Source organism: Archaeoglobus sp. UBA230, from assembly GCA_002507545.1.
Lineage (GTDB): Archaea > Halobacteriota > Archaeoglobi > Archaeoglobales > Archaeoglobaceae > Archaeoglobus.
Map to the genome: position 1 here is coordinate 129,489 of DAVR01000003.1, position 20,607 is coordinate 150,095.

Annotated in this window: 23 protein-coding genes and 1 pseudogene; 9 read left to right on the top strand and 15 right to left on the bottom strand. The window is 44.5% G+C overall.

Annotated features, from left to right (window positions below; all coding sequences use genetic code 11):
- Window positions 1–968: pseudogene (gene arsB, locus BP688_RS13505) on the top strand (ACR3 family arsenite efflux transporter).
- A gap of 227 nt (window positions 969–1,195) precedes the next feature.
- Here the strand turns inward: arsB and BP688_RS00865 are convergent.
- Entirely contained in the window at window positions 1,196–1,987 is a 792-nt protein-coding gene (locus BP688_RS00865; RefSeq protein ID WP_290623767.1) for a DUF166 domain-containing protein, read from the bottom strand.
- Between the two features lie 79 nt (window positions 1,988–2,066).
- Between BP688_RS00865 and BP688_RS00870 the strand changes: the two genes are divergently transcribed.
- From BP688_RS00870 to BP688_RS00880, 3 genes are all read left to right on the top strand, one after another.
- Window positions 2,067–2,858, top strand: coding sequence for an SDR family oxidoreductase (locus tag BP688_RS00870; protein ID WP_290623769.1), 792 nt, complete (start codon window positions 2,067–2,069; stop codon window positions 2,856–2,858).
- Between the two features lie 76 nt (window positions 2,859–2,934).
- Window positions 2,935–3,732 (top strand): alpha/beta fold hydrolase, encoded by a 798-nt coding sequence (locus BP688_RS00875; protein WP_290597980.1) that lies wholly within the window; start codon window positions 2,935–2,937, stop codon window positions 3,730–3,732.
- Window positions 3,729–4,550 (top strand): DUF362 domain-containing protein, encoded by an 822-nt coding sequence (locus BP688_RS00880; protein WP_290597981.1) that lies wholly within the window; start codon window positions 3,729–3,731, stop codon window positions 4,548–4,550. The genes BP688_RS00875 and BP688_RS00880 overlap by 4 nt, the downstream gene beginning before the upstream one ends.
- On the opposite strand, the gene BP688_RS00885 is transcribed toward BP688_RS00880, so the two are convergent.
- The 8 genes from BP688_RS00885 to glyS all read right to left on the bottom strand — a co-directional run bounded on the left by BP688_RS00885 (window position 4,551) and on the right by glyS (window position 12,171).
- Window positions 4,551–5,114: a GNAT family N-acetyltransferase gene (locus tag BP688_RS00885; RefSeq protein WP_290597982.1), complete on the bottom strand. Its 564-nt coding sequence runs from the start codon at window positions 5,112–5,114 to the stop codon at window positions 4,551–4,553.
- Complete coding sequence (locus BP688_RS00890; RefSeq protein WP_290597983.1) at window positions 5,095–6,216, bottom strand: pyridoxal phosphate-dependent aminotransferase; 1,122 nt, start codon at window positions 6,214–6,216, stop codon at window positions 5,095–5,097. Before BP688_RS00890 ends, BP688_RS00885 begins: the two co-directional genes overlap by 20 nt.
- A gap of 148 nt (window positions 6,217–6,364) precedes the next feature.
- The gene (locus BP688_RS00895) at window positions 6,365–7,462 is read right to left on the bottom strand and encodes a SufB/SufD family protein (RefSeq protein ID WP_290597984.1); all 1,098 of its coding nucleotides are present in this window, start codon (window positions 7,460–7,462) and stop codon (window positions 6,365–6,367) included.
- A complete protein-coding gene (locus BP688_RS00900) occupies window positions 7,432–8,196 on the bottom strand; it encodes an ABC transporter ATP-binding protein (RefSeq protein WP_290623771.1) in 765 nt (254 codons plus the stop codon). Before BP688_RS00900 ends, BP688_RS00895 begins: the two co-directional genes overlap by 31 nt.
- Before the next feature lie 43 nt (window positions 8,197–8,239).
- On the bottom strand, window positions 8,240–8,704 hold the full coding sequence (locus tag BP688_RS00905; RefSeq protein WP_290597986.1) for a YfcE family phosphodiesterase: 465 nt from the start codon (window positions 8,702–8,704) through the stop codon (window positions 8,240–8,242).
- A 34-nt stretch (window positions 8,705–8,738) separates the two neighbouring features.
- Window positions 8,739–9,557, bottom strand: a complete 819-nt coding sequence (locus tag BP688_RS00910) for a radical SAM protein (protein ID WP_290597987.1) — start codon at window positions 9,555–9,557, stop codon at window positions 8,739–8,741.
- A 23-nt stretch (window positions 9,558–9,580) separates the two neighbouring features.
- Window positions 9,581–10,474 (bottom strand): 2-phospho-L-lactate transferase, encoded by an 894-nt coding sequence (gene cofD / locus BP688_RS00915; protein WP_290597988.1) that lies wholly within the window; start codon window positions 10,472–10,474, stop codon window positions 9,581–9,583.
- Window positions 10,474–12,171, bottom strand: coding sequence for a glycine--tRNA ligase (gene glyS, locus BP688_RS00920; RefSeq protein ID WP_290597989.1), 1,698 nt, complete (start codon window positions 12,169–12,171; stop codon window positions 10,474–10,476). The genes cofD and glyS overlap by 1 nt, the downstream gene beginning before the upstream one ends.
- 65 nt (window positions 12,172–12,236) lie before the next feature.
- Here glyS and BP688_RS00925 point away from each other — a divergent pair, with 65 nt between their 5' ends.
- Window positions 12,237–12,689 carry a hypothetical protein gene (locus BP688_RS00925; protein WP_290597990.1) on the top strand — a complete coding sequence of 151 codons (453 nt, stop codon included), beginning with the start codon at window positions 12,237–12,239 and terminating at the stop codon, window positions 12,687–12,689.
- On the opposite strand, the gene yciH is transcribed toward BP688_RS00925, so the two are convergent.
- On the bottom strand, window positions 12,679–12,984 hold the full coding sequence (gene yciH / locus BP688_RS00930) for a stress response translation initiation inhibitor YciH (protein WP_290597991.1): 306 nt from the start codon (window positions 12,982–12,984) through the stop codon (window positions 12,679–12,681). The two genes, BP688_RS00925 and yciH, sit on opposite strands and share 11 nt — an antisense overlap.
- Window positions 12,985–13,214: 230 nt before the next feature.
- Here yciH and BP688_RS00935 point away from each other — a divergent pair, with 230 nt between their 5' ends.
- Window positions 13,215–13,679, top strand: coding sequence for a MaoC/PaaZ C-terminal domain-containing protein (locus tag BP688_RS00935; protein WP_290597992.1), 465 nt, complete (start codon window positions 13,215–13,217; stop codon window positions 13,677–13,679).
- On the opposite strand, the gene BP688_RS00940 is transcribed toward BP688_RS00935, so the two are convergent.
- The 4 genes from BP688_RS00940 to BP688_RS00955 are packed head-to-tail and all read right to left on the bottom strand — an operon-like array spanning window position 13,654 to window position 16,004.
- A complete protein-coding gene (locus BP688_RS00940; RefSeq protein WP_290623775.1) occupies window positions 13,654–14,868 on the bottom strand; it encodes a class I adenylate-forming enzyme family protein in 1,215 nt (404 codons plus the stop codon). The two genes, BP688_RS00935 and BP688_RS00940, sit on opposite strands and share 26 nt — an antisense overlap.
- Complete coding sequence (locus BP688_RS00945; protein ID WP_290623776.1) at window positions 14,822–15,184, bottom strand: AMP-binding protein; 363 nt, start codon at window positions 15,182–15,184, stop codon at window positions 14,822–14,824. Before BP688_RS00945 ends, BP688_RS00940 begins: the two co-directional genes overlap by 47 nt.
- 45 nt (window positions 15,185–15,229) lie before the next feature.
- Window positions 15,230–15,586, bottom strand: a complete 357-nt coding sequence (locus BP688_RS00950; protein ID WP_290597995.1) for a DUF5658 family protein — start codon at window positions 15,584–15,586, stop codon at window positions 15,230–15,232.
- Between the two features lie 16 nt (window positions 15,587–15,602).
- Window positions 15,603–16,004, bottom strand: a complete 402-nt coding sequence (locus BP688_RS00955) for a YkgJ family cysteine cluster protein (RefSeq protein ID WP_290597996.1) — start codon at window positions 16,002–16,004, stop codon at window positions 15,603–15,605.
- Between the two features lie 82 nt (window positions 16,005–16,086).
- Here BP688_RS00955 and BP688_RS00960 point away from each other — a divergent pair, with 82 nt between their 5' ends.
- Both BP688_RS00960 and BP688_RS00965 read left to right on the top strand, forming a co-directional pair.
- Window positions 16,087–16,929 (top strand): DUF166 domain-containing protein, encoded by an 843-nt coding sequence (locus BP688_RS00960; protein ID WP_290597997.1) that lies wholly within the window; start codon window positions 16,087–16,089, stop codon window positions 16,927–16,929.
- Between the two features lie 71 nt (window positions 16,930–17,000).
- Window positions 17,001–18,410 (top strand): ATPase domain-containing protein, encoded by a 1,410-nt coding sequence (locus tag BP688_RS00965; RefSeq protein ID WP_290623778.1) that lies wholly within the window; start codon window positions 17,001–17,003, stop codon window positions 18,408–18,410.
- On the opposite strand, the gene BP688_RS00970 is transcribed toward BP688_RS00965, so the two are convergent.
- Window positions 18,407–19,777, bottom strand: coding sequence for a PAS domain S-box protein (locus BP688_RS00970; protein WP_290623780.1), 1,371 nt, complete (start codon window positions 19,775–19,777; stop codon window positions 18,407–18,409). The genes BP688_RS00965 and BP688_RS00970 overlap by 4 nt on opposite strands.
- Before the next feature lie 87 nt (window positions 19,778–19,864).
- Here BP688_RS00970 and BP688_RS00975 point away from each other — a divergent pair, with 87 nt between their 5' ends.
- Window positions 19,865–20,596 carry a queuosine precursor transporter gene (locus BP688_RS00975; protein WP_290598000.1) on the top strand — a complete coding sequence of 244 codons (732 nt, stop codon included), beginning with the start codon at window positions 19,865–19,867 and terminating at the stop codon, window positions 20,594–20,596.
- Window positions 20,597–20,607 lie beyond the last annotated feature (11 nt).

Consider the following 20,607-nt stretch of genomic DNA (forward strand, 5'->3'; position numbering starts at 1 on the left):
ATTTCAGAGGAGCACAAAAAGAAGCTATCGGTAATCGAGAAATACCTGACTCTCTGGATATTCCTCGCTATACTCTGTGGCGTTGTATTGGGCTACGCTTATCCTAACATCGCAAACATCATCAGCTCGCTGAGCATCGGCACAACCTCGATTCCCATCGCCGTAGGGCTCATCTTGATGATGTATCCTCCGCTTGCAAAGGTAAAGTATGAGGAGATGGGGAAGGTCTTCCGAAATCTCAAGCTGTTGGCGTTCTCTCTTACTCAGAACTGGATCGTCGGGCCGATATTGATGTTCCTTCTTGCTATAGCTTTGCTTAGGGATATGCCAGAGTTCATAATCGGCGTAATTCTTGTCGGACTTGCGAGATGCATCGCCATGGTGATAGTCTGGAACGAGCTTGCTGAGGGTGACAGAGAACTTGCTGTTGGACTCGTTGCCTTCAACGCGATCTTCCAGATTTTGTTTTATGCAGTTTACACCCTACATCTTCATAACCCTTACACTGAACAGACTCGGTTTGGTTGGGGGAATTGATGCGAACGTCAGTATTGTTGAGGCAGCAAAAACCGTCTTCATTTACCTCGGCATTCCATTTATAGCAGGAGTTGTGACGAGGTATGGGAGCTTCAAGGTAAAGGGTAAGGATTGGCTCGAGAGTGATCTGGCGCCAAAAATCAGCCTGCTCACTCCAGCAGCTCTGCTTTTCACGATTGTGGTAATGTTCTCTCTCAAGGGTGAATATATTGTTGAACTGCCATTCCAAGTGATCAGAGTTGCTGTCCCACTGACTCTCTACTTCCTGATAATGTGGTTCACTACGTTCTTCATCGCCTACAGGTTAGGCGTGGACTATTCGAAGACTGCTGCAGTATCATTCACGGCCGCTCATAGAGGTGCCAGTGCTGATAAGCTTAGTTAACGTTGCATTGAAGCTGAGGAGAAGGCTTTACAGTTTTTTAGTTTAATTTTTAAACAAACACTTTAATTTACAAATATTTACAGAGTTTTTCGGGGAGAATGAAGTGATTTCGGGTGGCTTGGCGGTGGATGTTTAATTGCAATCGGCACTTCTTTGGGCATCATTCATAAGCAATGGCGTCTCGTTTTCTATACGTTTGCCAAAACGCCTGCCCTTACTTCGATGTTGGGTGATTTCATAAACCAGACATACTCATGTAACGTGTGCCCAAATTCAAACGCAAACAATGTTCTTGAAATGCTCAGGAACGAACTCGTTCGCCTCAATTCCCGCAGCGGTGCTGAACTGGTAGACCATTATGTATCCCGCAAGATGGAAAGGTGCTTCTCCAAGCTCGACATCTCTGTCCATACTTGCCATACATGGATAGGCACACTGATGCTGATGAATTTCTTTCCAGAACTCGCCAACACTATCAATAACGTAGCCACTCATACTCTTCGCCACATAGTAAGCAGAACCGCATGGATCGCTTCTTACCACCTCTGCCCTTCGTATGGTCTTTCCGTCCACTAAAACGGAAAACTCCGGTTTGCCCATTGAGAAATCCTCGCAGAACTTTGAGATCAGGGAGCTGCCTGAAGGTTTCAGAGAGCAAAAGGGTTTGGGAGAAGCAAACTCAATCCCTAATTCTTCGCATTTCTCACCAAGCTGCTTCCTCAATCCGGGCAAACACCAGTTCTGGTTGCACGCAGGGACAATCAGAGCTTCAATATCTCCCACCTCTGGCAGAGAAACGAGAATGTCAGGATGGACGTTTATCGCAACGAGAATTTCACAGGTAAACTTCTCAACGTAATTTTCAGGCTCTTCAACGTATAGACCAATCTGAGGAGGTTCTGGTAGCTCTTGAACGTAAACAATGCTTGAACTAAAATCATACTTCTTGCAGTAATCACAACCGTCTATTCCACATGCACCGAAGGTTGGACAGAGATAAGGGGAAGAGAGGTTGCAGACAAATCTTCTTCCGAATTCTCCGCTGTAGATAATCCCAACCTCCACATGGTGGAATGATTCAGAGACTTTAATATGGTTTTGGTGGTTCAAAAAATTTAACTAAATTAAGAATTAAAATTGCTTCATGATCGTGCTGATAACTGGAGCCTCCTCGGGTATAGGAAAGACTTGCGCTGAACATCTTATTTCGAAGGGATACAAGGTTTACGGGACGAGCAGGAAGGCAAAATTTCCTCCTGAAGGCCACATGATCCAAATGGATGTGAGAGATGACGATTCTGTGAGGAAATGCATTGATTACATCATTGAGAGGGAGGGGAGAATAGATGTTGTCGTTAACAATGCCGGAATAGGTATTGCGGGAGCGGTTGAGGAGACGACAATAGAGGAGGCAAAGAATATCTTTGAAACGAACTTTTTCGGCGTTCACAGAGTGTGCAGGGCTGTTCTACCGATTATGAGGAGGCAGAGGAGTGGATTGATCGTGAACATAAGTTCCATAATGGGTCTAATCGCCCTTCCCTTCCAGCCCTTCTACAGTGCAGCCAAGTTTGCCCTCGAAGGATACAGCGAGGCTTTGCGGATGGAAGTCAAACCCTTTGGCATAAAAGTTGTGTTGATAGAACCGGGCGATATAAACACGCCCTTCGTTGACAACAGAAAAATTGTAGAGAACAGAATTCCTGACTACAAACCCTATTTCGACAGGGTTATGAGCATCGTTGAGAGGAACGAAAGAGGTGGCCCTCCACCAGAAGTGGTTGCGAAATTGCTTGAGAGAGTTATAAAGGCAAAAAATCCCAAACCAAGATACAGGGTTGGTCCATTCATGGAAAGGGTTGCGGCAAACCTGAAGGGAGTAATACCTGACGGTATCTTTGAAAAGCTGGTTATGAGGAACTATGGAATTGGATAACACACTGTTTTCAGTAACTAAGAGCTGAGATGCCAAAAACAAAATATTTAATAGAAATTAAACGTCATTAAGCTTCATGCCATTTGCAAGGGTTAAAGACCTGAACATGTATTATGAAGAATATGGCAGTGGATTTCCACTTGTCATGATAATGGGTCTTGACGGAAACACCTCTTGGTGGGACCCTCTGCTTGTTCGCGGTCTTTCAGAACATTTCAGGGTGATAATCTTCGACAACCGGGGGGCGGGAAAGACTGGTGGTACGGAAGGGGATTACTCCATAAAAATGTTCGCTGATGACACGGTTGGACTCATGGATGCCCTCGGAATCGAAAAAGCACACATCTTCGGGCTTTCAATGGGAGGGATGATCGCTCAGGAAATTGCGTTAAACTACCCCGAAAGGGTAGAAAAGCTCGTTCTTGCTGTCACACATCCCGGTGGTGCTGAAGCCATTCCTCCCAAGCCTGAAATAATGGACCTCATTACACTGGACTGGAGAGAACACGCACCAGAGGAAATCGTAGGCCTATGGCTGAAAGCTCTGTTTACGCCAGAGTTTGTTGAAAAATATCCAATTGTAGCAGAGATAAGCAAAGAAAAGCTTATGGAGAACATGATTACCTACGAGAATCATCTGAAGCAGCTAAAGGCGATCGTCAATTTCAGCGCATATGAGAGACTGAAACACCTGAAAATCCCCACCCTCGTAATCGGCGCTGAGAGGGACATTCTTGTTCCACCTGAGAACAGTGTGAAAATTGCCAAGGCTATTCCAAATGCCAAGCTTGCTATAATAAAGGATGCTGGACATGGTGTTATTGTGGAGAAGAGAGAAGAGGTTTTAAAGCTGGTGCTGGAGTTCCTGAAATGAAAGTTGTTGTGGAAAGGGTCAAAAGCTACAAGGAGGTTGGAAAGTTCATTGAGAGAGCATTCGAGCTATTCAATCCCAAATTTAAGTATGTCAAACCCAATTTCCTCAAACTTGACAGTCCGGAAAATGGCTGCATCACTCACCCAGAGTTGGTAAGGGCGATAGTAGAGGCGGCGAAAGAATACGGAATGGAGCCGATCATTGTTGAGGGTGGTTTTTATAAGGATTCTGCAGAGAAGTGTTTTGAAAGGTTTGGATTAAGAGAAATTGCCGAATGCGTAAATCTAAACGCCGATGAGTTTGTAGATGTAAATATAAGTGGAGAAGCTTTGAAAAGTGTGGAGGTTGCAAAAACTTCTCTGAAAGCAAGAGAATGCTACTTAACGGTGCCTAAGCTCAAAGTTCACCATTTGGCGACGGTTACGCTGGGAATCAAGAACAACATGGGATTTCTGAAGAAGCCGGCAATCTACATGCACAGAAACATCCACCAGAAACTCATTGATCTTTTGAGCTTTTTCCAACCATCTCTTACCATAATAGATGGTATAATAGGAGGCACAAACTCCGAAATGCGCCCAAAACCCGTAAAGCATGAGGTGATGATTGCAAGTGATAATGTGGTGGCTGCGGACATCATAGGCGCGAGGCTTATGGGCTTTGATCCATCTGAAATCCAGCATTTAAGACTTGCAATGGAAAGATTCGAAATTTCGGAGTCGGATGTAGAAGTAATATCCAATCCGGGTATAGAGAAGCTGGTAAAAGAGTACTCCCTTTCCCTCTCAAGCAGAATGCTCAGAAGACTTGGGATTTAGCTAAAGCTCTAACTTCATCAAATACCACTGTCTCTGACCGAAGTTTTTCTCCGCAAAGCTGTTATCCAGCATTTTATCAATTTCAAATCCGAATTTGGTAAGTAATCCTATCCCAGCGTCATTCTCAAGAGAAACATAGGATTTTAGCCTTCTAACCCCCTTATCCCTTGCATCCTCAATTATTTTGCTGAGAAGAAGTGAACCTGCACCGCGATTTCTTCTGAGGGGTGATACAGCAATAAAATTGATTACTCCTTCCTTCCTCTTGGGCTTCGGACAGAGATAGCTGATTAGCAGAGAGGCTTTAAACCCATTCACGAATCCAAGTTCTTTTCTGAGGAGCTTTGAGATAGGCATTTTTCTGACTGAGTATGAAGCAAAGCCCAAAACCCTTTCCTCCTCCACAACGAAGCAGTTTTCATTGTAATCTGAAAAAAACTTAAAAAACAACTCTCTTGCAAGCTCTATGTCCTTGAAAATAAAGTTCAACTCCCTCTCAAATGATAAAACCAGAATTCTAACCGCATCCCCTACATCACTTTCTTCAAGCTTTCTGACTCTCATAGCTCTTTATACTCTCAACAGCCTTCTTCAGGTTCTCAATCGAGTTGGCGTAGCTTATTCTCACATAGGTCTCATTGTAATTCCCAAACGGCAGTCCCGGAGTCACAGCAACCCCGTAATCAAGCAGTTTCTCGGCATAAGCCATGCAATCCTCCTTAACGTTTACGAACATGTAGAAGGCTCCTTCCGGCTTTACAACATCGTAAATTTTGCTTAGCTCCGAATAAACGTAATCTCTCCTCTTTCTGAACTCAGAAACCATTCTGGAGACCACTTCATCGAAAATACCTTCTGTCAGAACCTCTGCAACGGCCTTCTGGGCGAATGCCGGGGCACAGACGCCGTTCACCTGATGAACCTTTAACATGGAGTCCAGCAGCCTTTCATCTGCTATCGTAAATCCAATCCTCCATCCGGTCATGGAGAGTGACTTGGAGAAACCATTTACACACACAACGTTTTCGTAACCAACAAGCGATGTGGGCTTTACATCGTAGTATATCTGATCATAAATTTCATCGCTGATTACAATCGCACCGTTGTCTGCTGCAATTTCGACAATAGCCTTCGCATCCTTCCCACTCATTACCGCCCCGGTGGGATTGTTGGGATAGTTCAGGAATAAGACACTTACATCTCTTCCCATTACCTCGTTCACCCTGTCAGGGTCAGGAATGAAGGCTGTGTCATGCGTTCTGACCTGCTCAATTTTTGCTCCACACATTTTGGCATAGGTGAAGTAGCTGAGGAAGTTTGGGGTAGGGACTACAACTCTACTCCCTTCTTCAATGAAGGCAAGGGATGCATTAATCAGAGCTTCGCTGCCACCTGCAGTAACCATCACATTCGATAAATGCGCCCCGTACCTCTCCGCTATGGCCTCCCTCAGCTCCTCAAGGCCAAAGTTTGATGTGTAATGTGTGTATCCCTCATTCATAGCTCTGCAGGCTTTCTCAACAACCTCCTTTGGAGTGTCAAAATCCGGCTCACCAATGGTAAGGCTTACGATCTCTTTGCCCTCCTTTTTTGCCTTCTCAACGATCTCAAACATCCTGCGTATCATTGAGGTCGAAATCTGGGAAAGTCTTCCTGCTTCTCTCATTGTGCTGGGTTTAATATCGAGCCTTAAAATTTTTCCCCCTACACCTTTACCATTTTGGTAAAAAACTTTAAGCGAGTTAAGGGGAAAGGGACTGATGATGAATCTGGCAGAAGCTGAGCTTTGCGATGATGATGGCTGTACTCTCTGACTACAGCAAATCTTTTTCTGCCATCTTCAAGGTTCTGTCTATCGCCTCCTTCAGCGCATCGGGCAACCCCTTTATCTCTATCTCCATGAATCCTCTAACGATGGCTGAAGTCGCCTCATCCCTGCTCAAACCCCTCGACATTAAATAGAATATCTCCTCCTCCGCTATTTTGCCAATAGCTGCCTCATGGCTGAGTTCAACGTTGGGATACTTGGCCTCAAGCTCAGGAATTGCGTGTATCAGCCCATTCTCGGAAAGCATCAAACCCTTGCACTCCAAGTGCCCCTTGACTTCCGGAGCCTCACCGATGATGTGTCCTCTCGCGATAACCTTTCCCCCCTTGCTAATCGTTCTCGAAACAATTTCTGCACTGCTGTTCTCTCCTCTCAGTACTGCTCTCGCTCCAGAATCAACCACGCTATCTTCGAGGGCAACGATTATGCTGTTGAACACAACAGTTCCATCCTTTTCAACATAAGCAGTGGGATAGGTTTGAACGAGCTTTACAGGGTTCAGCAGAATGTAGTTGCTGATGAAACTCCCTCCCTCGTCTATGTGAATTGCCGTTCTTGGTCTTACCTCAACAGTGGGTTCCCAGCTGTGGATCATCGTGAAAGATAGCTTTGCATTCTTCTTCACGTAAAACTCTGATAGCCCGATATGCATACCTGCAACACCGGGATGGGACGTGCAGCCTGAGATTATGTTTAGCTCCGAGTTTTCTTCGGCTATGACGATGTTGTGAACCCTCTGCTTCCCCGCCTTTTTCAGATACAGACATGCCTCAACAGGAATTTCAACCTTCGCATCTGGCAGCGCTCTTATGAAATAACCATTGACATCAGCGGTGTCAGCTTCCCTTGTGTATTCGTCCTGATCCCTCCTCAAAATTTTCCAGAAGTAATCTTTAACCCACTCATACTTTTTCATCGCCTCTTGTATGCTCATCACTTCAACCCCTTCAAAGAAGGACGCGAAGGTTTTAGCTTCCTGATCCTCCTGTAAATACGTCCCCGATCTCTTGGATTCGTCAAGCTCTATTCCCACCTCTCTCAGCCTTTCTTTATCTACTCCAAGTTCTCCATATTCCTCAGACATTTCGCCATACACCCCTCATACCCTTCACTCCTTATCTGATTCAGAATGTCCTCCGGCTCACCGATGCAGGCAATCCTGCCATTATAGAGTATCGCAGCATAGTCTGCATCCACGTAATCGAGAATGTGTCCCTGGTGGGTGATGATTATTCCGGATTTCTCCCTACTCTCCGCATCCTTATCCCTCTCAAGAAGCTCGTTGATTGCCTCACCGATTAGTGCAACATTTTCCAGATCAACCCCACTATCTGGCTCGTCAAGCAAAATTAAATCTGGATTCATCAACATGAGCTGCAGCAGTTCTGACCTCTTGACTTCTCCACCCGAAAAACCGACATTTATCTCCCTATAAAGGTGATCGGTCATTTTCATCTTCTCAGCCAGTTCCAGTATTGTCTCTTCGGAATGACCTCCGACTTTCGCACAGTATCTCAGCACATCTATGAGCTTGACACCGTTGATTTTTGGTGGGTTCTGGAATGCTATTCCGATTCCGAGCTTTGCCCTTTCATTCGTTGGAAGGTTCGTCACATCTATCTTCTTGAACATTATTCTGCCGCTCACAACCCTGTAGGCAGGATTCCCAATGATTGCATTCAGTAAAGTTGACTTACCTGAACCGTTGGGACCGAAGAGTACAAAGGTTTCTCCGGGCTTGATAAAGAGATTAACGTTTTTCAGTATTTTCTTTTCACCAACTTCAACACCGAGATTTACAACTCTAAGTATGCCCATGTTTCAAGTTTTGACCGTGCCTTAATTAATGTTTTTCAGTTTTTCACAGCTCAATCAGATTTATGCCCCCATCTTCAACAATGGCGAATGTTCTTTTTCCCGTGAGATATCCGCAAACCTCGCCCGGATTCAGAATGGTTGCCTTTTCTCTGATGATCTTGGGATCATGGGTGTGCCCAGTAATGATCAAAGCCCCAGTCTTTTTCAGAATCTCCAAGATTCTTCTGTCAGTGCCGTGATAAACAATTCCATGGGAAAAATCCACTATATCCCCAATCTCCCAGTCGTTCTTTTCTGCAATTTGCGTCAAAATCTTCCTTTCCCCGTCATTGTTTCCAAAGGCTATATACATCTTCAATCCAAGAGATTCGAATTCTTTAAGCGTAAATGGAGATATCACATCGCCAGCATGGACAATGAAATCCAGCTTTTCCCTGCGTAGAGTTTCAACAAGCTCCCTCACAGCCACTAAGTTGTCATGGGTGTCGCTTATTGCGGCAAATCTCATATCATCCCAAGCGCAATAAGTTAAAAATAGCTTACTAAAATCTGAACCTCCATTCCCTCTGCATGATGGGAACACTACCGAAAGCGTCCCTTTTCACGAGCATCAAGTCCCCTATATCATATTTCTCAAGAAAGCTTCGAATGTTTAGTAGTAAACATCCGGGAATTCTCACCTCTGTTATCTTCAATAACCTGTATGCGGCTTCAAGAAACTCTCCGATGCTCTCTACCCTCTCAATCTCAATCATCTCCAGAAGCCTTCTGTTCTCCCTGTACACTGACAACGGCTGGAGAAAAAGCTCGTCAGCAATGGAAGCGATCTTGGCTATGTTTTCAAGCTCTCCATCGTTCACACCCGGCATGAAAACTGTCCTGACAACAGTATAGGTTTGCTCAGCCATCTGCTTGATATTACCGACGACTCTTTCAAAGAAGTCTGCACCCGTAATCTCCTTATATTTTTCCCTGCTCCCGGCATCGAGGCTTATCATCACAATATCCGCTTCACCACCAAGTTTTGATGGGTCAAGCAAGGTTCCATTGGTCTGTATGTCTATCCTCACCTCACCAAACCTTTCGCGCAGCTTCCTTATCAGCTCAACAACCTTCTCCGTTCCGACGACGAAAGGCTCTCCATACTGTGAAATTGTTATCGCCTTTGGCTCAAGCGTGCCGTAGTAGCCGGGTTTTGGGGCTGAGCCTTTCACCTCTGCAACCTTGGAGTAGCAGAAGATACAGTTGAGGTTGCAGGCTGGGGTGATTTCATAGCTCGGATGATGGACTGGGTTCTCAACGCTCTCATCTATGCCCTCGCAGTAAATGCAGTGCTTGGGATACTTCATTTTCTTCAGCATAGCATTGATTTCGGCAACGTTGATCATAAGCGATCGAACAGTTTTACAATAAATTCTGCAAGCCTTACAGCATCTTCCTTGCTTCTCATCATCGTGTTGGTAGAGACAATGTTCTCCGACTCGAATCTGGAGTCGAATGTATCAACCACGAGCATATCCAGAAAGCTGCTGTAAACATCGAAAACGCCTTTTGGTGAGACTTCAAATCCTTTCGCCCTCATCAGCTTGCCTGCAGGCCCACTAAAGGGTCTGTTTCCAACAATCGGTGAAACTGCTATCACCTTCTTATCCTTCAGTCTCTCTGAAAAATCCTCAACACTGAGAATTGGCATTATGCTCGTTATCGGGTTGCTTGGACCTATAAGCACTTCTTCCTCCCTCTCCAATTCCCCTCTAACAATCTCAGGTATTTTAGCCCTCTCGATATTCTCAAATCTGACATCCAGCACTTCTGGTTCTCCCCTTCTACTCACCCAAAACTCCTGAAAGTGCATCTCTCCTTCATCCGTAACGACCACTGTAGAAACTTCCTCCTCGCACATGGGATAAATTCTGGTCTCAACCCCATAAGCCCTTGCAACGATCTGCGTTGCCTCACAAAGACTTTTTCCGCTCCTTAAAGCCTCACTCCTGAGTATATGCGTCGCTCTATCCATGTCCCCAATCCTCATCCCCTCATCGAATCCAAGCTCCTTCAGCCTTTCATGGGTTGTGAAAGTGTCATTCCTAACTCCCCACCACTTGTCGTCGTCAATAATCTCTGCAAGGGCGTAAATCACGGAATCTATGTCAGGACAGATTTTGTTTCCAGAAACCCACACGTCCTCAGCAGTGTTCACAACAACCCAAAAACTGCAAACCTCCTTTAACCCCTGCAAAAGCTTTGGTGTCCCCGTTCCGCCTGAAAGAACGAGCACTACCTGAACACCTCACCGAATTCGGTGATGTCCCTCTCACTTTTCAGCAGTTCCTTTAGAATAGCCAGTAAATCCCCTATTTTAACCCTGACCTGTCTCGTGGTGTCCCTATCCCTGATGGTCACTGTTTCATCTTCGAAGGTCTGATGGTCAACAGTGATACAGAAGGGTGTCCCTATCTCATCAAACCTCCTGTATCTCCTGCCTATACTCCCCGAATCGTCGTATTCAGTGATAATACCTTCAGTTCGCAGAAGTGACACTATCTCCTGAGCCTTTGACTCAAAGGGCTCTCTTGAGAGCAGTGGTAAGACTGCTACCTCAATCGGACTCACACTTCTCTTTAATCTCAGAACCCTCCTCTCTTCTCCATCAACCACATCCCTATCGAAAGCATGCTCCAAAACCGCATAGCTTATCCTGTCAAGTCCAAAGGATGGTTCGATTACGTGAGGCACTATTTTTTCACCAGCAACCTCCTCCTCAACCTCTTCAACATCAAAAAACTCCCTGTTAAGCTTTATCCTTTCACCATCAATCACAATCTCGATCTCATCAGCCTGCTCCCCATCGAAGTCTGATATGGCCTCAGCGACTTTTTTCGCCTTTTCCTTGAATGTAGGACCGATTTTATTCATTTTTGGCACAAGTTTTTTTCTCTTAACTTTCACGGGCTGGGCATAGGGGACGAAAATTGTCAAGTCCTCGCCGCTGTAAGCTGAGTGCCTTCTCAAATCATAATCAGTTCTGTCGGCAATCCCAACAACTTCGATCCAGCCATAGCTCGTCTCAACCTCAGCATCCCAACAATCCGTGGCGTAGTGCGCTCTCTCATCATCCTTGTGCTGCCTGAACCTGAGCTTATCATCCTTAATCCCGATTTCAAGCAGGAATCGCCTCGTCTTGCCAATGAAATATCCTAAAATCTGATTCGCAATAATGCCCTTTTCCACAGCCTCCGACAGTGTTATCTCGTGCTCGGTATCGAACTTATCAACCAGCTTAACTCTGTCTCCTGCTACCGTAGGAAACTCAGGGTGTGTTTTCTCTGCTGGATGAACAAAGTATTCAAGCTCAGCTTGATTGAACTCCCTCAACCTTACAACACCTTGTCTCGGACTTATCTCATTCCTGTAAGCTCTCCCAATCTGAGCCACACCGAAAGGAAGCTTTTCTCTGAAATAGCCTGCCAGTCTTTTGAAGTCCACAAACATACCCTGTGCCGTCTCAGGGCGAAGATAGCCATTTTTCCCCTTTCCCGGGCCTATTTTTGTGGAAAACATCAGGTTCATCGGGGCAGGTTCCTTAAACCTCCCACCACACTCACATTTGAGGTCGTAGACTTCCATAACCTCTTTTACAGCCTCCACCGTTTCGTCAACCTCTATTCCAAGCTTCTCCTTAACATAGTGGTCGGCTCTGTAAACCCTACCACAATCCTCACACTCGATGGCGACATCTGTGAAGGAAGTTGCGTGGCCTGATGCTATGAAAACTTCCTCGATACCTATGGTGGGCGTGTCTATCTCTGCTGCTCTTTCATTGATTACAAAATACTTCCTCCATATGTTCTCAATCTTTCTTCTGAGGTTATTTCCGAGAGGAGCATAATCAATGAAACCAGCCATACCACCATAAATCTCAAATGACTGCCAGAGGAATCCGCGTCTTACCAGCATCTCCATGATGTCGCTCATGTGGAGGTTTTACTGAATGCAACTTAAAAGGTTATCTTCTTATGCCATGCAACAGACAGCAAACTATGGATAAGGAGAAAATCATAAAGGCGTGGGTGGACAGAATTCTTGCCGGATATCCTGTAAAGCCCGTTTTTGAGGTTGTTGACTATGTTGAGGATGCAGCGAGGAAGATATTTAATGGAATCCTGACATTGCACACGAGTGGAGAGCTAAATGCTGATGTTGATGATGCAATTGATGATTTGATGAGATTTTTGGCGACTGATAGAAATCTGAGTCCAGGAGAGAGTATCAAGTTGATCTCTGAGTTGAGAGATATGATGGCCGATGGGATTGGTTTGAGAGGTGAAGACAGGTTAAAATTCAACCTGAGAGTTGAGGAACTCATGTTCAGAGCCTTTAACGCCTACATGGCATGCAGAGAAAAGATTTTTGAGCTTAGGTTGAAGGAAAAGGATAGAGATATAGAAATTATGAGAAAAATAATCGAATACTCGGACAAGGCTAAGTTTTAATCCTATCCGGATTGAATCCCTTTTTTATCAGCAGTTCCTTCACTCTGTTCACATGATTACCCTGCAGTTCTATTGCCCCATTCTTAACAGTTCCACCGCACGCGAGCTTTGATTTCAGATACTTCGCAAGTTCTTCAAGATTTATCTCTCCGCTGTCTATGCCTTCGATAATGGTAACCTCTTTGCCGTAACGCCTTTTACCGACCTTTATCAGAATAAACTGCTGCTCCTTCGCCACTTCCTCGCAAACACACAAATCTTTCGGTAGTCCGCAAACCGGACAGATTTCCGACATCTTCTTGCAATACCTCCTTTTTAAGAAGTGAATCAGAGCTAAATTTTAAATTTTCGGTCACCTGACGTTGAACACCTGTAAGTGGATTTCACTTAACTTAAATTGAACAAGAACTGTTTTCTTTCGTAGTTCCTCTCTGAGTTATTTCCCGCATATTCTACGATACTTAGAGGGTTTCAGCTCTGACTCAATGCAGACAAATCTTAAATAATTTCAGGTTTATATAAATTATGAGTCGCGAAACAATATATTTTGAAAACATCCAGATTGGGGATTCAATCGAGTCAATTCCGAGAACCATTGTAGAATCAGACATCTGGACTTTCGCTTACCTCACAGGAGATTTCTTTCCCCTCCACACAGACGTGGAATTTGCGAGGAGGACAATATTTAAGGAGAGAATCGCACAGGGGATGCTTGTTCTGTCCATAGCTCTTGGAATGGTTGATCAGGTTTTGCTGTCCAATTACGATGTGAGCTCTGTTGTTGCCTTCTTTGGAATAAAGGAGGTTAGATTTCTCAAACCTGTTTTCATAGGTGACACAATAAAGGCAAGGGCAGAAGCTGTTGGCAAAGAGGACTTTAACGAGAAGTCTGGAGTTGTTACATACAGCTTGGAGGTAAAAAATCAAAGAGAGGAGGTTGTCTTAACAGCTCTCTACTCTGCCCTCATTCTGAAAGCTCCTTCAAAATAAGCTCCTTCAACTTTATTCTATCCGCCTTCCCCAAGCGAGTGAGAGGAATCGAGTCTCTGATCAGAACCTTTCTTGGAACCTTGAAGTCTGCAAGCTCCTTCTTGCATGCCTCCACCACCTCATCCTCATCCACCTTCTCTCCCGGCTTTGGAACAACAACAAGCCATACAACCTCTCCGTAGATTTCATGCGGATAGCCGAAGGCAGCGGCAATGGCAACCTTGGGGTTCCTCATTGCAATTTCTTCAACTTCAGAAGGTAGGACTGTATAACTCCCAACCCTGATAATTTCCTTTTTTCTGCCAACAATGTAAAGCTCCTTCCCCTTCATATACCCAAGGTCACCACTCACCCAGTATCCATCTTTAAACCCCTTTTCTGTCTCCTCTGGCTGATTAAAGTATCCCTTGCTGACCACTGGGCCTTTAACCATTACCTCTCCAATCTGCCCATCCTCAACTTTGTTCCCTTCATCATCCACCACCACAACCTCCACACCCTCAAAGGGCACTCCCACATATCCCTCAGTGAACTTCTCAGGGTCATCTTCAGGCAGAGAGAAGGTGGCAAAGCCTGCAGTCTCTGTTGAACCGTATCCCACACCAATTTTCTCACACCAACCCATCATACGTTTCAGAAGTTCAGGATTCAGCTTTTCACCAGCAGTTACCAGCAGCTCAACGGGCGGTAAGGGAATGTTGGAGGCTGATGCGAAAGAGAAGATTAGGGCGAACATTGTTGGAACTGCACCGAAAAAGGGTATTTTCTCATCTGATAACTCCTTTAGCACTACATCGGGCCTCCAGTGATCAATTAAAACCATTTTGGATCCGTTTATTATCCCCACGGTCAGAAGCTCAGTTGTACCCCCAACGTGGCTCGGCGGGAGATGAACAAGAGATTTCATCCTCTCCTCTCTGCCAAGGTATCTTACAATGCTCTCAAGCTCACCTCTTGCCATTGAAATGACATTTTTGTGGGACAGCAGAGTAGCCTTGGGAATGCCAGTGGTGCCACCTGTGAATATTATGAGAATGTCATCGTCGGGAGACTGCTCAACTGTCTCTTTTAATGGTTCTCCTTTAAGCAGTTCTTCAAAGGATGGTTCAGAACCGAGGAAAAAGAGCTTCGGATTGCCAATCTCATCCTTTACAGCTTCTAAATTCTTTTTTATGTTGAAAACTTTCAATCGCTATTACCACCTTAGGCTTCGCATGACCCAGGAATCCTCTGAGTTCGGCCGTCCTGTATCTTACATCCATTGGAACACATATGGCACCGATTTTCGAACAGGCAAGAAATGTGTAAGCATATTCGGGACACATTGGAAGTATTGTGGCAACCCTATCCCCTTTCTCAACCCCAAGCTCTATCAGAGATGCAGAAAGCCTGTCAACAGCATCCTTCATCTCTCCATAGCTGATTTCCCTTCCCCTGAATTTCAGTGCTGGGTAGCTTGCATCCACTTTCGCCCAATAATCCAAATACTCCCACAGGAACTCCATAAAACTTACTTTTTTTAAAATTATTAATCTTTTCTTTCATCAATGCTAAATCAGAATCCTCGATACAATCTTGGCAAGAACCTCAACCTCAGGAAAGCCTGCAAGAAGCAGCATGTTGTGGGCTGCAATTATTCCTACGAAAATCGTTGAGATAGCTACGCCCAACGCAATACCGATATAAACGCCTCTCGCAATGTGAAGATTGAAATTTCTCAGCACGAAAAATGCTGCAGAGATGGAGAAAATTATCAGAAGTTTAAGCAACAGAAACGAAAAAGGAGTCATTGACGCGACGAGGCTGTTTACCTCATGAAACCCCTTCTGAATTCCCTGAATAGTCGTGAGATAGTCCATAAGGTTAACCGCAGTAAAGGATGCGATTAGCATTTCATTTTTTCCCATTATTTCAATATGGTAATTACACTATTATAAGCTTTTCATTTCTCAATAGGCTTTGGATTGTATCCACAAAAGACTTAGTGGGGCAGCCCAGAACAACCCCCGGACAGTTTGAGTCCACATAAACATGAACACCTGCAAAATAGGATTCTTCTTCGCCAGTGGACTTGAAGTAGAAGGGATACTTGACACACGCCATAGGCCTTTCAAGATAAATTGCGCAAATCCCTGATCTGAAGAAAACACATTTCCCATCAACCCTTTTAAGGTATACCAGCACCTTACCCCTCCTGAAGATGTCACCAAACTTCCTGAGCCTGTTCTCCTCTTCAGAAGTGACCATAACATCGAGTTCTTTACAGCATTTCCCGCATCTGATGCATTTCCAGTTCCCTACTCTGCGCCATGGAATTAGTTTCACAATAAATAATTGTCTTGATTTTTTAAAAATTTCGAAAGCCTTAGGGAGAACGGTTATATCTGTCGGTGAGAATCCTAAACACATGTTTGAGTCTGATCTCAGGTTAGTGGTATTTCAGCACGGGTTCTTTGGGGAGAGGTTCATAGCCAATCTTATGAACTACCCCAACTCATGTCCTTCATACGGGGCGTGCAGTATTGACGCATGCACCCAGTGTAAAGATGGTCTTTACAACTTCTCAAAGAATATAATTGCCGTCTTCTCAATGCCTGACCCAACAACGATGCCCGACTTTATAGAGAACGCAGAGGACTTTCTTCCCAAGTTTATCCCCGAAGCAGACATTGCCATTGCCATAAACCTCCATCCAGATGTGCTTGCAGTGCTACCTGAGAAACTCAAAGGGAAAGTCAAAGCTCTTGTAGTGCCAGTTGAGGAACCGAGATGGTGTTCTCCTGGTTTGGTAAAACAGATGAAAGAGAAATGCGATGAAATAGGCTTAGAATTTGCTGCTCCGAAGCCTTTCTGCAATTTAAGGGAGAGTGATAAGCATCCCACAATAAATAGGATGATTAGAGAGATGGGCATAGGCTATCCTGAGTTTGAAATTGAGATTCTCGAGGACGGCAAAGCTTACGTCAGAATTCTGAGGAGTGAACCTTGCGGTTGTGCCTACTTCATCGGTATAAAGCTCAGGAGCTTTGATTTTACTCCCATAAAAGAGGGGGAGATGAGAGAGTTGTGGAATGTTATTGCTGAAGCTCATCACGCCTATCCCTGCACTGCCAGCATGGAGAGAGATAACGAATACAATGAGACTCTGCTGCACATCGCCGGATACATTGCGAGACATGCAGTGGATAAGGCTCTGGGGTACGAAGGAGATGAAGATATTCCAGAACACATAAAAAATATTGTCTTATAAAAATTTTGTTTTTAGTAAAAATATTTATAACTCGCAAGATAAATCAAAAACCATACAATTCGGGGGAGGATATGACCGCCGAAAGAGTTTCTTCTGGTGTCCCGGGCTTGGACAAGGTTCTCAAAGGTGGCTTCATCAAAGGAGGTTCATGCCTGATAAGGGGTGGCCCGGGAACCGGAAAAACGCTTTTCGGTTTGCACTTCCTTGCAGAGGGTGTTAGGCGTGGAGAAAGAGCAGTTCTGATAACCTTCGATGAGGAAGTGCGTGAAATAAAGAAGCAGGCTGAAGATTTTGGCTTACCTGTTGACAAAATAGAATTTGTGGACATGTTTTCCAAATTCAGCGTGCTGAGCATGGAAGCAGTTGTTTGGAGCGATAATGTAACATCTGAAATCCTCGACTTTCTCAATATGATTGAGAGCGAGACTGGAAAGGCTGATAGAATATTCATTGACGGGATTGGGGTGATATCTGACTGCGTGAAAGACAGAGGGCTAAGCAGAAGGATAATTTCCTCTGTTATCCATAGACTTTCTGGAGATTCAACGCTCGTTATATCCTCCGAGGCATTTGAAGAACTTGGAAGAGGCTTGATAAGCTACATGGTGAGTGGTGAAATCAATCTCGAAATGATTGAGAGAGAGGGGAGGGTTTTCAGAATTCTTAACCTGCTAAAATTCAGGGGAGATGCAAACATTGGCAGACACTACTATGACATAAAAAGGGATGGAATAGAGGTATATCCAATAATAAAGTACGATGCTGAGAGGATATGGGACAACGAGATGGTAAGCACAGGAAATGCTGAGCTTGATATGATGTTTGGTGGAGGACTCTACAGGGGTTCTCAATTGCTGATATGTGGAAAGGCGGGTGTAGGCAAGACTAACATGAGCATGCAGTTACTGATAGAGAACGATAGAAGGGGTGAGAAGGGCATTATGTATGCTTTTGATGAGCCCGGTGATTACATAGAGGAAAGATTTCAGAGGCTGTTCGGTTATGAGCCGAAAAATATCAAAATAGTTGAAAAGGAATTCTCAAGTGTAGGTGAGTTCTACAACATCGCAATAAAGGATTTTACAAGAATTAGACCTTCTCTGGTTGTGATAGACCCCGTAAATGCAATCGAAAGAATTGCAACCAGCAAAAGTGAGGCTCTGATGGTTCTCGAATTGCTTCAAAACTACCTGAAACGTAGCGGAGCAATAGCTGTTCTGATTAACGAAATGGGTGAAGCCGTAGATGTGTTCCAGTTTTCGGGCTATGGAGTGAGCCAGTATGCAGATTACATACTTCTCGGAAGGCACATCGAGCTTGAGGGGGAAATACTGAAAGCCATCGCTGTTTTGAAAAACAGATTTGGAGATCATGAGCGCACCTTCAGGATTCTGGAAATGATAACTGGAGGGGGATTGAATATAGGGGAGCCACTCAAAAAATATACTGGCCTGATGAGCGGACACCTTAGGGGGCTTTAGCCAAATTTCTCGACTGGCAGTTTAATCTCGAAAACAGCCCCACTTGGCTCGTTATCCTTAACCTCTATTTTCCCTCCATAAAGCTCCGTAACTTTCTTGACTATAAACAGTCCAAGACCACTCCCCTTCTCTGTCGAAAATCCCTCCTGAAATATCAACTCCTTCATATCGTCGGGTATACCTTTCCCATCGTCTGCGATCCTGATAACTCCCCAACCATTTTCGGTGTAGGTGCTGATTTCCACCTCAACAGGTGATTTGCCGCTATGCAGTATAGCATTGTTGAGTATATTCTGAATTACTGTCTTCAGCCCTTCATTTGCCCTCACATACACATCCTCAAGATTTAGCTTTATAATCGCCTCCTTGCCATACAGTTCAGCGATTTCCTTAACGAATTCTGCAACATTGATTGTCTTCTTCTCTCCTCCTGCCTCTTCAAGACTCTTCGTTTCCGTAATCAAATCTCTTATTCTGTCAACTCTGGATATTGCCGTCTCAATCAACTTCTCATCCTTTAGTTCAAGTGCGGCCCTGATGATGGTCAGATCGTTAAGTATGTCGTGGCGGAGAATTTTATTTAGGAGAGCAAGATACTCCGTTTTCCTCCTCAACTCCTCAGTGAGTTCGTGTATCTGAGTTGTGTCCAGAGCCGTTGCAGCAACAGCTTCCCTCCCCTTTATCGTAATCCTCGATGGTCTGATGGTTGTCCAACCTACTCTCCCATTCTTGTTAATAATCCTAAAACTGTAGATATCACTGCCCCCCTCTTTGAGCCTTTTTAGATACTTTCTCCTGACCATCTCTCTATCCTCCGGGTGAATTATCGAGAACGCATCCCTTCCGAGTATTTCCTCCTTTTTAAATCCAGTAGCCTGTTCAAATGCCCTGTTTACGTAGATGAACTTTCCATCCTGGACTATATAATTGGGGGTCAGAGAATCCTCAATAAGTGTGCGGTAAAATTCCTCACTCTCCTTCAGCTTCATCTCAAGCTTCTTTGCCCTCGTTATGTCAATCCAGTTACCCAGTCCAAGTTTCTCTCCCCTAAATTCAATGGGAAGTATGAAACCCCAAACCCACCTCCTTCTTCCATCCTTTGTTATGAACTGGTTTTCCATAAAAACCTGTTCTCCCTTCACACCCCTCTCACGGGCTTCTAAGATTTTCAGATGATCTTCTTCGGGAGCAAGGTCAAAAACACTCATGTTGTATATTTCATCTCGTGAATACCCCGTCGCTATTTCAACAATTCTGTTAACATACCTGAATCTCAGCTTTTCATCAATGATAAAGATTCCTGCCAACGCATTCTCCACAACATCTCTCCAGAATTTTGCATCGAAACCATTAATATTGGTGCTCATATACATTATTATTACTATCATGAAGTATATAAGGTTTCCGGATTCGAAACCCAAAAAAATTTAACTCCTGCATTCTCCAATACATCTATGCTACCATTTCAGAACGAAATTCTATGGTTTATCTTACTTATAACGAGCTTTACAGGTACAACCATTGCCTACAGGCTTTTCGGTAGAACAGGCTTGTATGCGTGGACTGCAATGGCGATAATTCTGGCAAACGTTCAGGTTATGAAGACAATAGAGTTCTTCGGACTCGTGACTGCAATGGGAAACATCGTTTACGGCACCACTTTTCTTGTTACTGACATCCTCTGCGAGAACTACGGTAGAAGGGAGGCAAGAAGAGCAGTGGAGATAGGATTTTTCACGTTGATTGTCTTTACACTACTAATGCAAATATGTTTGGCTTTCATCCCTGACGAAAGTGACACTCTTAGTCCGGCGCTGGAGCAGATTTTCGGCATAATGCCCCGCATCACTATCGCAAGCCTTACAGCCTACATCGTGTCCCAGCTTCACGATGTGTGGGCTTTTGACTTCTGGAAGAGAAAGACAAGAGGGAGACATCTCTGGTTGAGGAACAATGCCTCAACAATGGTTTCACAGCTCATAGACAATGCCGTTTTCACGTGGATTGCCTTCGTTGGATTCGGCATATTCTGGGAACAGGTATTCCCGTGGGAGATCATAGCAGAGATTTTCGTAACATCCTATATCATGAAATTCGTCGTCGCTGCATTGGACACGCCTTTTGTGTATCTTGCGACAAAGGTTAGAAGGGAAGCGAATGATAGGGAGATCGTGAAATACGTGTGAGCAAACTTTAT

Bases quoted from the DNA above. Each gene is read 5' to 3' on its own strand.
- BP688_RS00965 (WP_290623778.1), top strand. From the start codon at position 17,001: ATGACCGCCGAAAGAGTTTCTTCTGGTGTCCCGGGCTTGGACAAGGTT.
- BP688_RS00910 (WP_290597987.1), bottom strand. From the start codon at position 9,557: ATGCTGAAGAAAATGAAGTATCCCAAGCACTGCATTTACTGCGAGGGC.
- BP688_RS00960 (WP_290597997.1), top strand. From the start codon at position 16,087: ATGTTTGAGTCTGATCTCAGGTTAGTGGTATTTCAGCACGGGTTCTTT.
- BP688_RS00885 (WP_290597982.1), bottom strand. From the start codon at position 5,114: ATGAGAGTCAGAAAGCTTGAAGAAAGTGATGTAGGGGATGCGGTTAGA.
- glyS (WP_290597989.1), bottom strand. From the start codon at position 12,171: ATGAGCGACATCATGGAGATGCTGGTAAGACGCGGATTCCTCTGGCAG.
- BP688_RS00945 (WP_290623776.1), bottom strand. From the start codon at position 15,184: ATGGAGTTCCTGTGGGAGTATTTGGATTATTGGGCGAAAGTGGATGCA.
- BP688_RS00970 (WP_290623780.1), bottom strand. From the start codon at position 19,777: ATGAGCACCAATATTAATGGTTTCGATGCAAAATTCTGGAGAGATGTT.
- BP688_RS00905 (WP_290597986.1), bottom strand. From the start codon at position 8,704: ATGAGATTTGCCGCAATAAGCGACACCCATGACAACTTAGTGGCTGTG.
- yciH (WP_290597991.1), bottom strand. From the start codon at position 12,984: ATGTCGGAAATCTGTCCGGTTTGCGGACTACCGAAAGATTTGTGTGTT.
- BP688_RS00895 (WP_290597984.1), bottom strand. From the start codon at position 7,462: ATGTCTGAGGAATATGGAGAACTTGGAGTAGATAAAGAAAGGCTGAGA.
- BP688_RS00880 (WP_290597981.1), top strand. From the start codon at position 3,729: ATGAAAGTTGTTGTGGAAAGGGTCAAAAGCTACAAGGAGGTTGGAAAG.
- BP688_RS00900 (WP_290623771.1), bottom strand. From the start codon at position 8,196: ATGGGCATACTTAGAGTTGTAAATCTCGGTGTTGAAGTTGGTGAAAAG.
- BP688_RS00950 (WP_290597995.1), bottom strand. From the start codon at position 15,586: ATGGGAAAAAATGAAATGCTAATCGCATCCTTTACTGCGGTTAACCTT.
- BP688_RS00925 (WP_290597990.1), top strand. From the start codon at position 12,237: ATGGATAAGGAGAAAATCATAAAGGCGTGGGTGGACAGAATTCTTGCC.
- BP688_RS00890 (WP_290597983.1), bottom strand. From the start codon at position 6,216: ATGAGAGAAGCAGGAAGACTTTCCCAGATTTCGACCTCAATGATACGC.
- BP688_RS00870 (WP_290623769.1), top strand. From the start codon at position 2,067: ATGATCGTGCTGATAACTGGAGCCTCCTCGGGTATAGGAAAGACTTGC.
- BP688_RS00875 (WP_290597980.1), top strand. From the start codon at position 2,935: ATGCCATTTGCAAGGGTTAAAGACCTGAACATGTATTATGAAGAATAT.
- BP688_RS00935 (WP_290597992.1), top strand. From the start codon at position 13,215: ATGAGTCGCGAAACAATATATTTTGAAAACATCCAGATTGGGGATTCA.
- BP688_RS00975 (WP_290598000.1), top strand. From the start codon at position 19,865: ATGCTACCATTTCAGAACGAAATTCTATGGTTTATCTTACTTATAACG.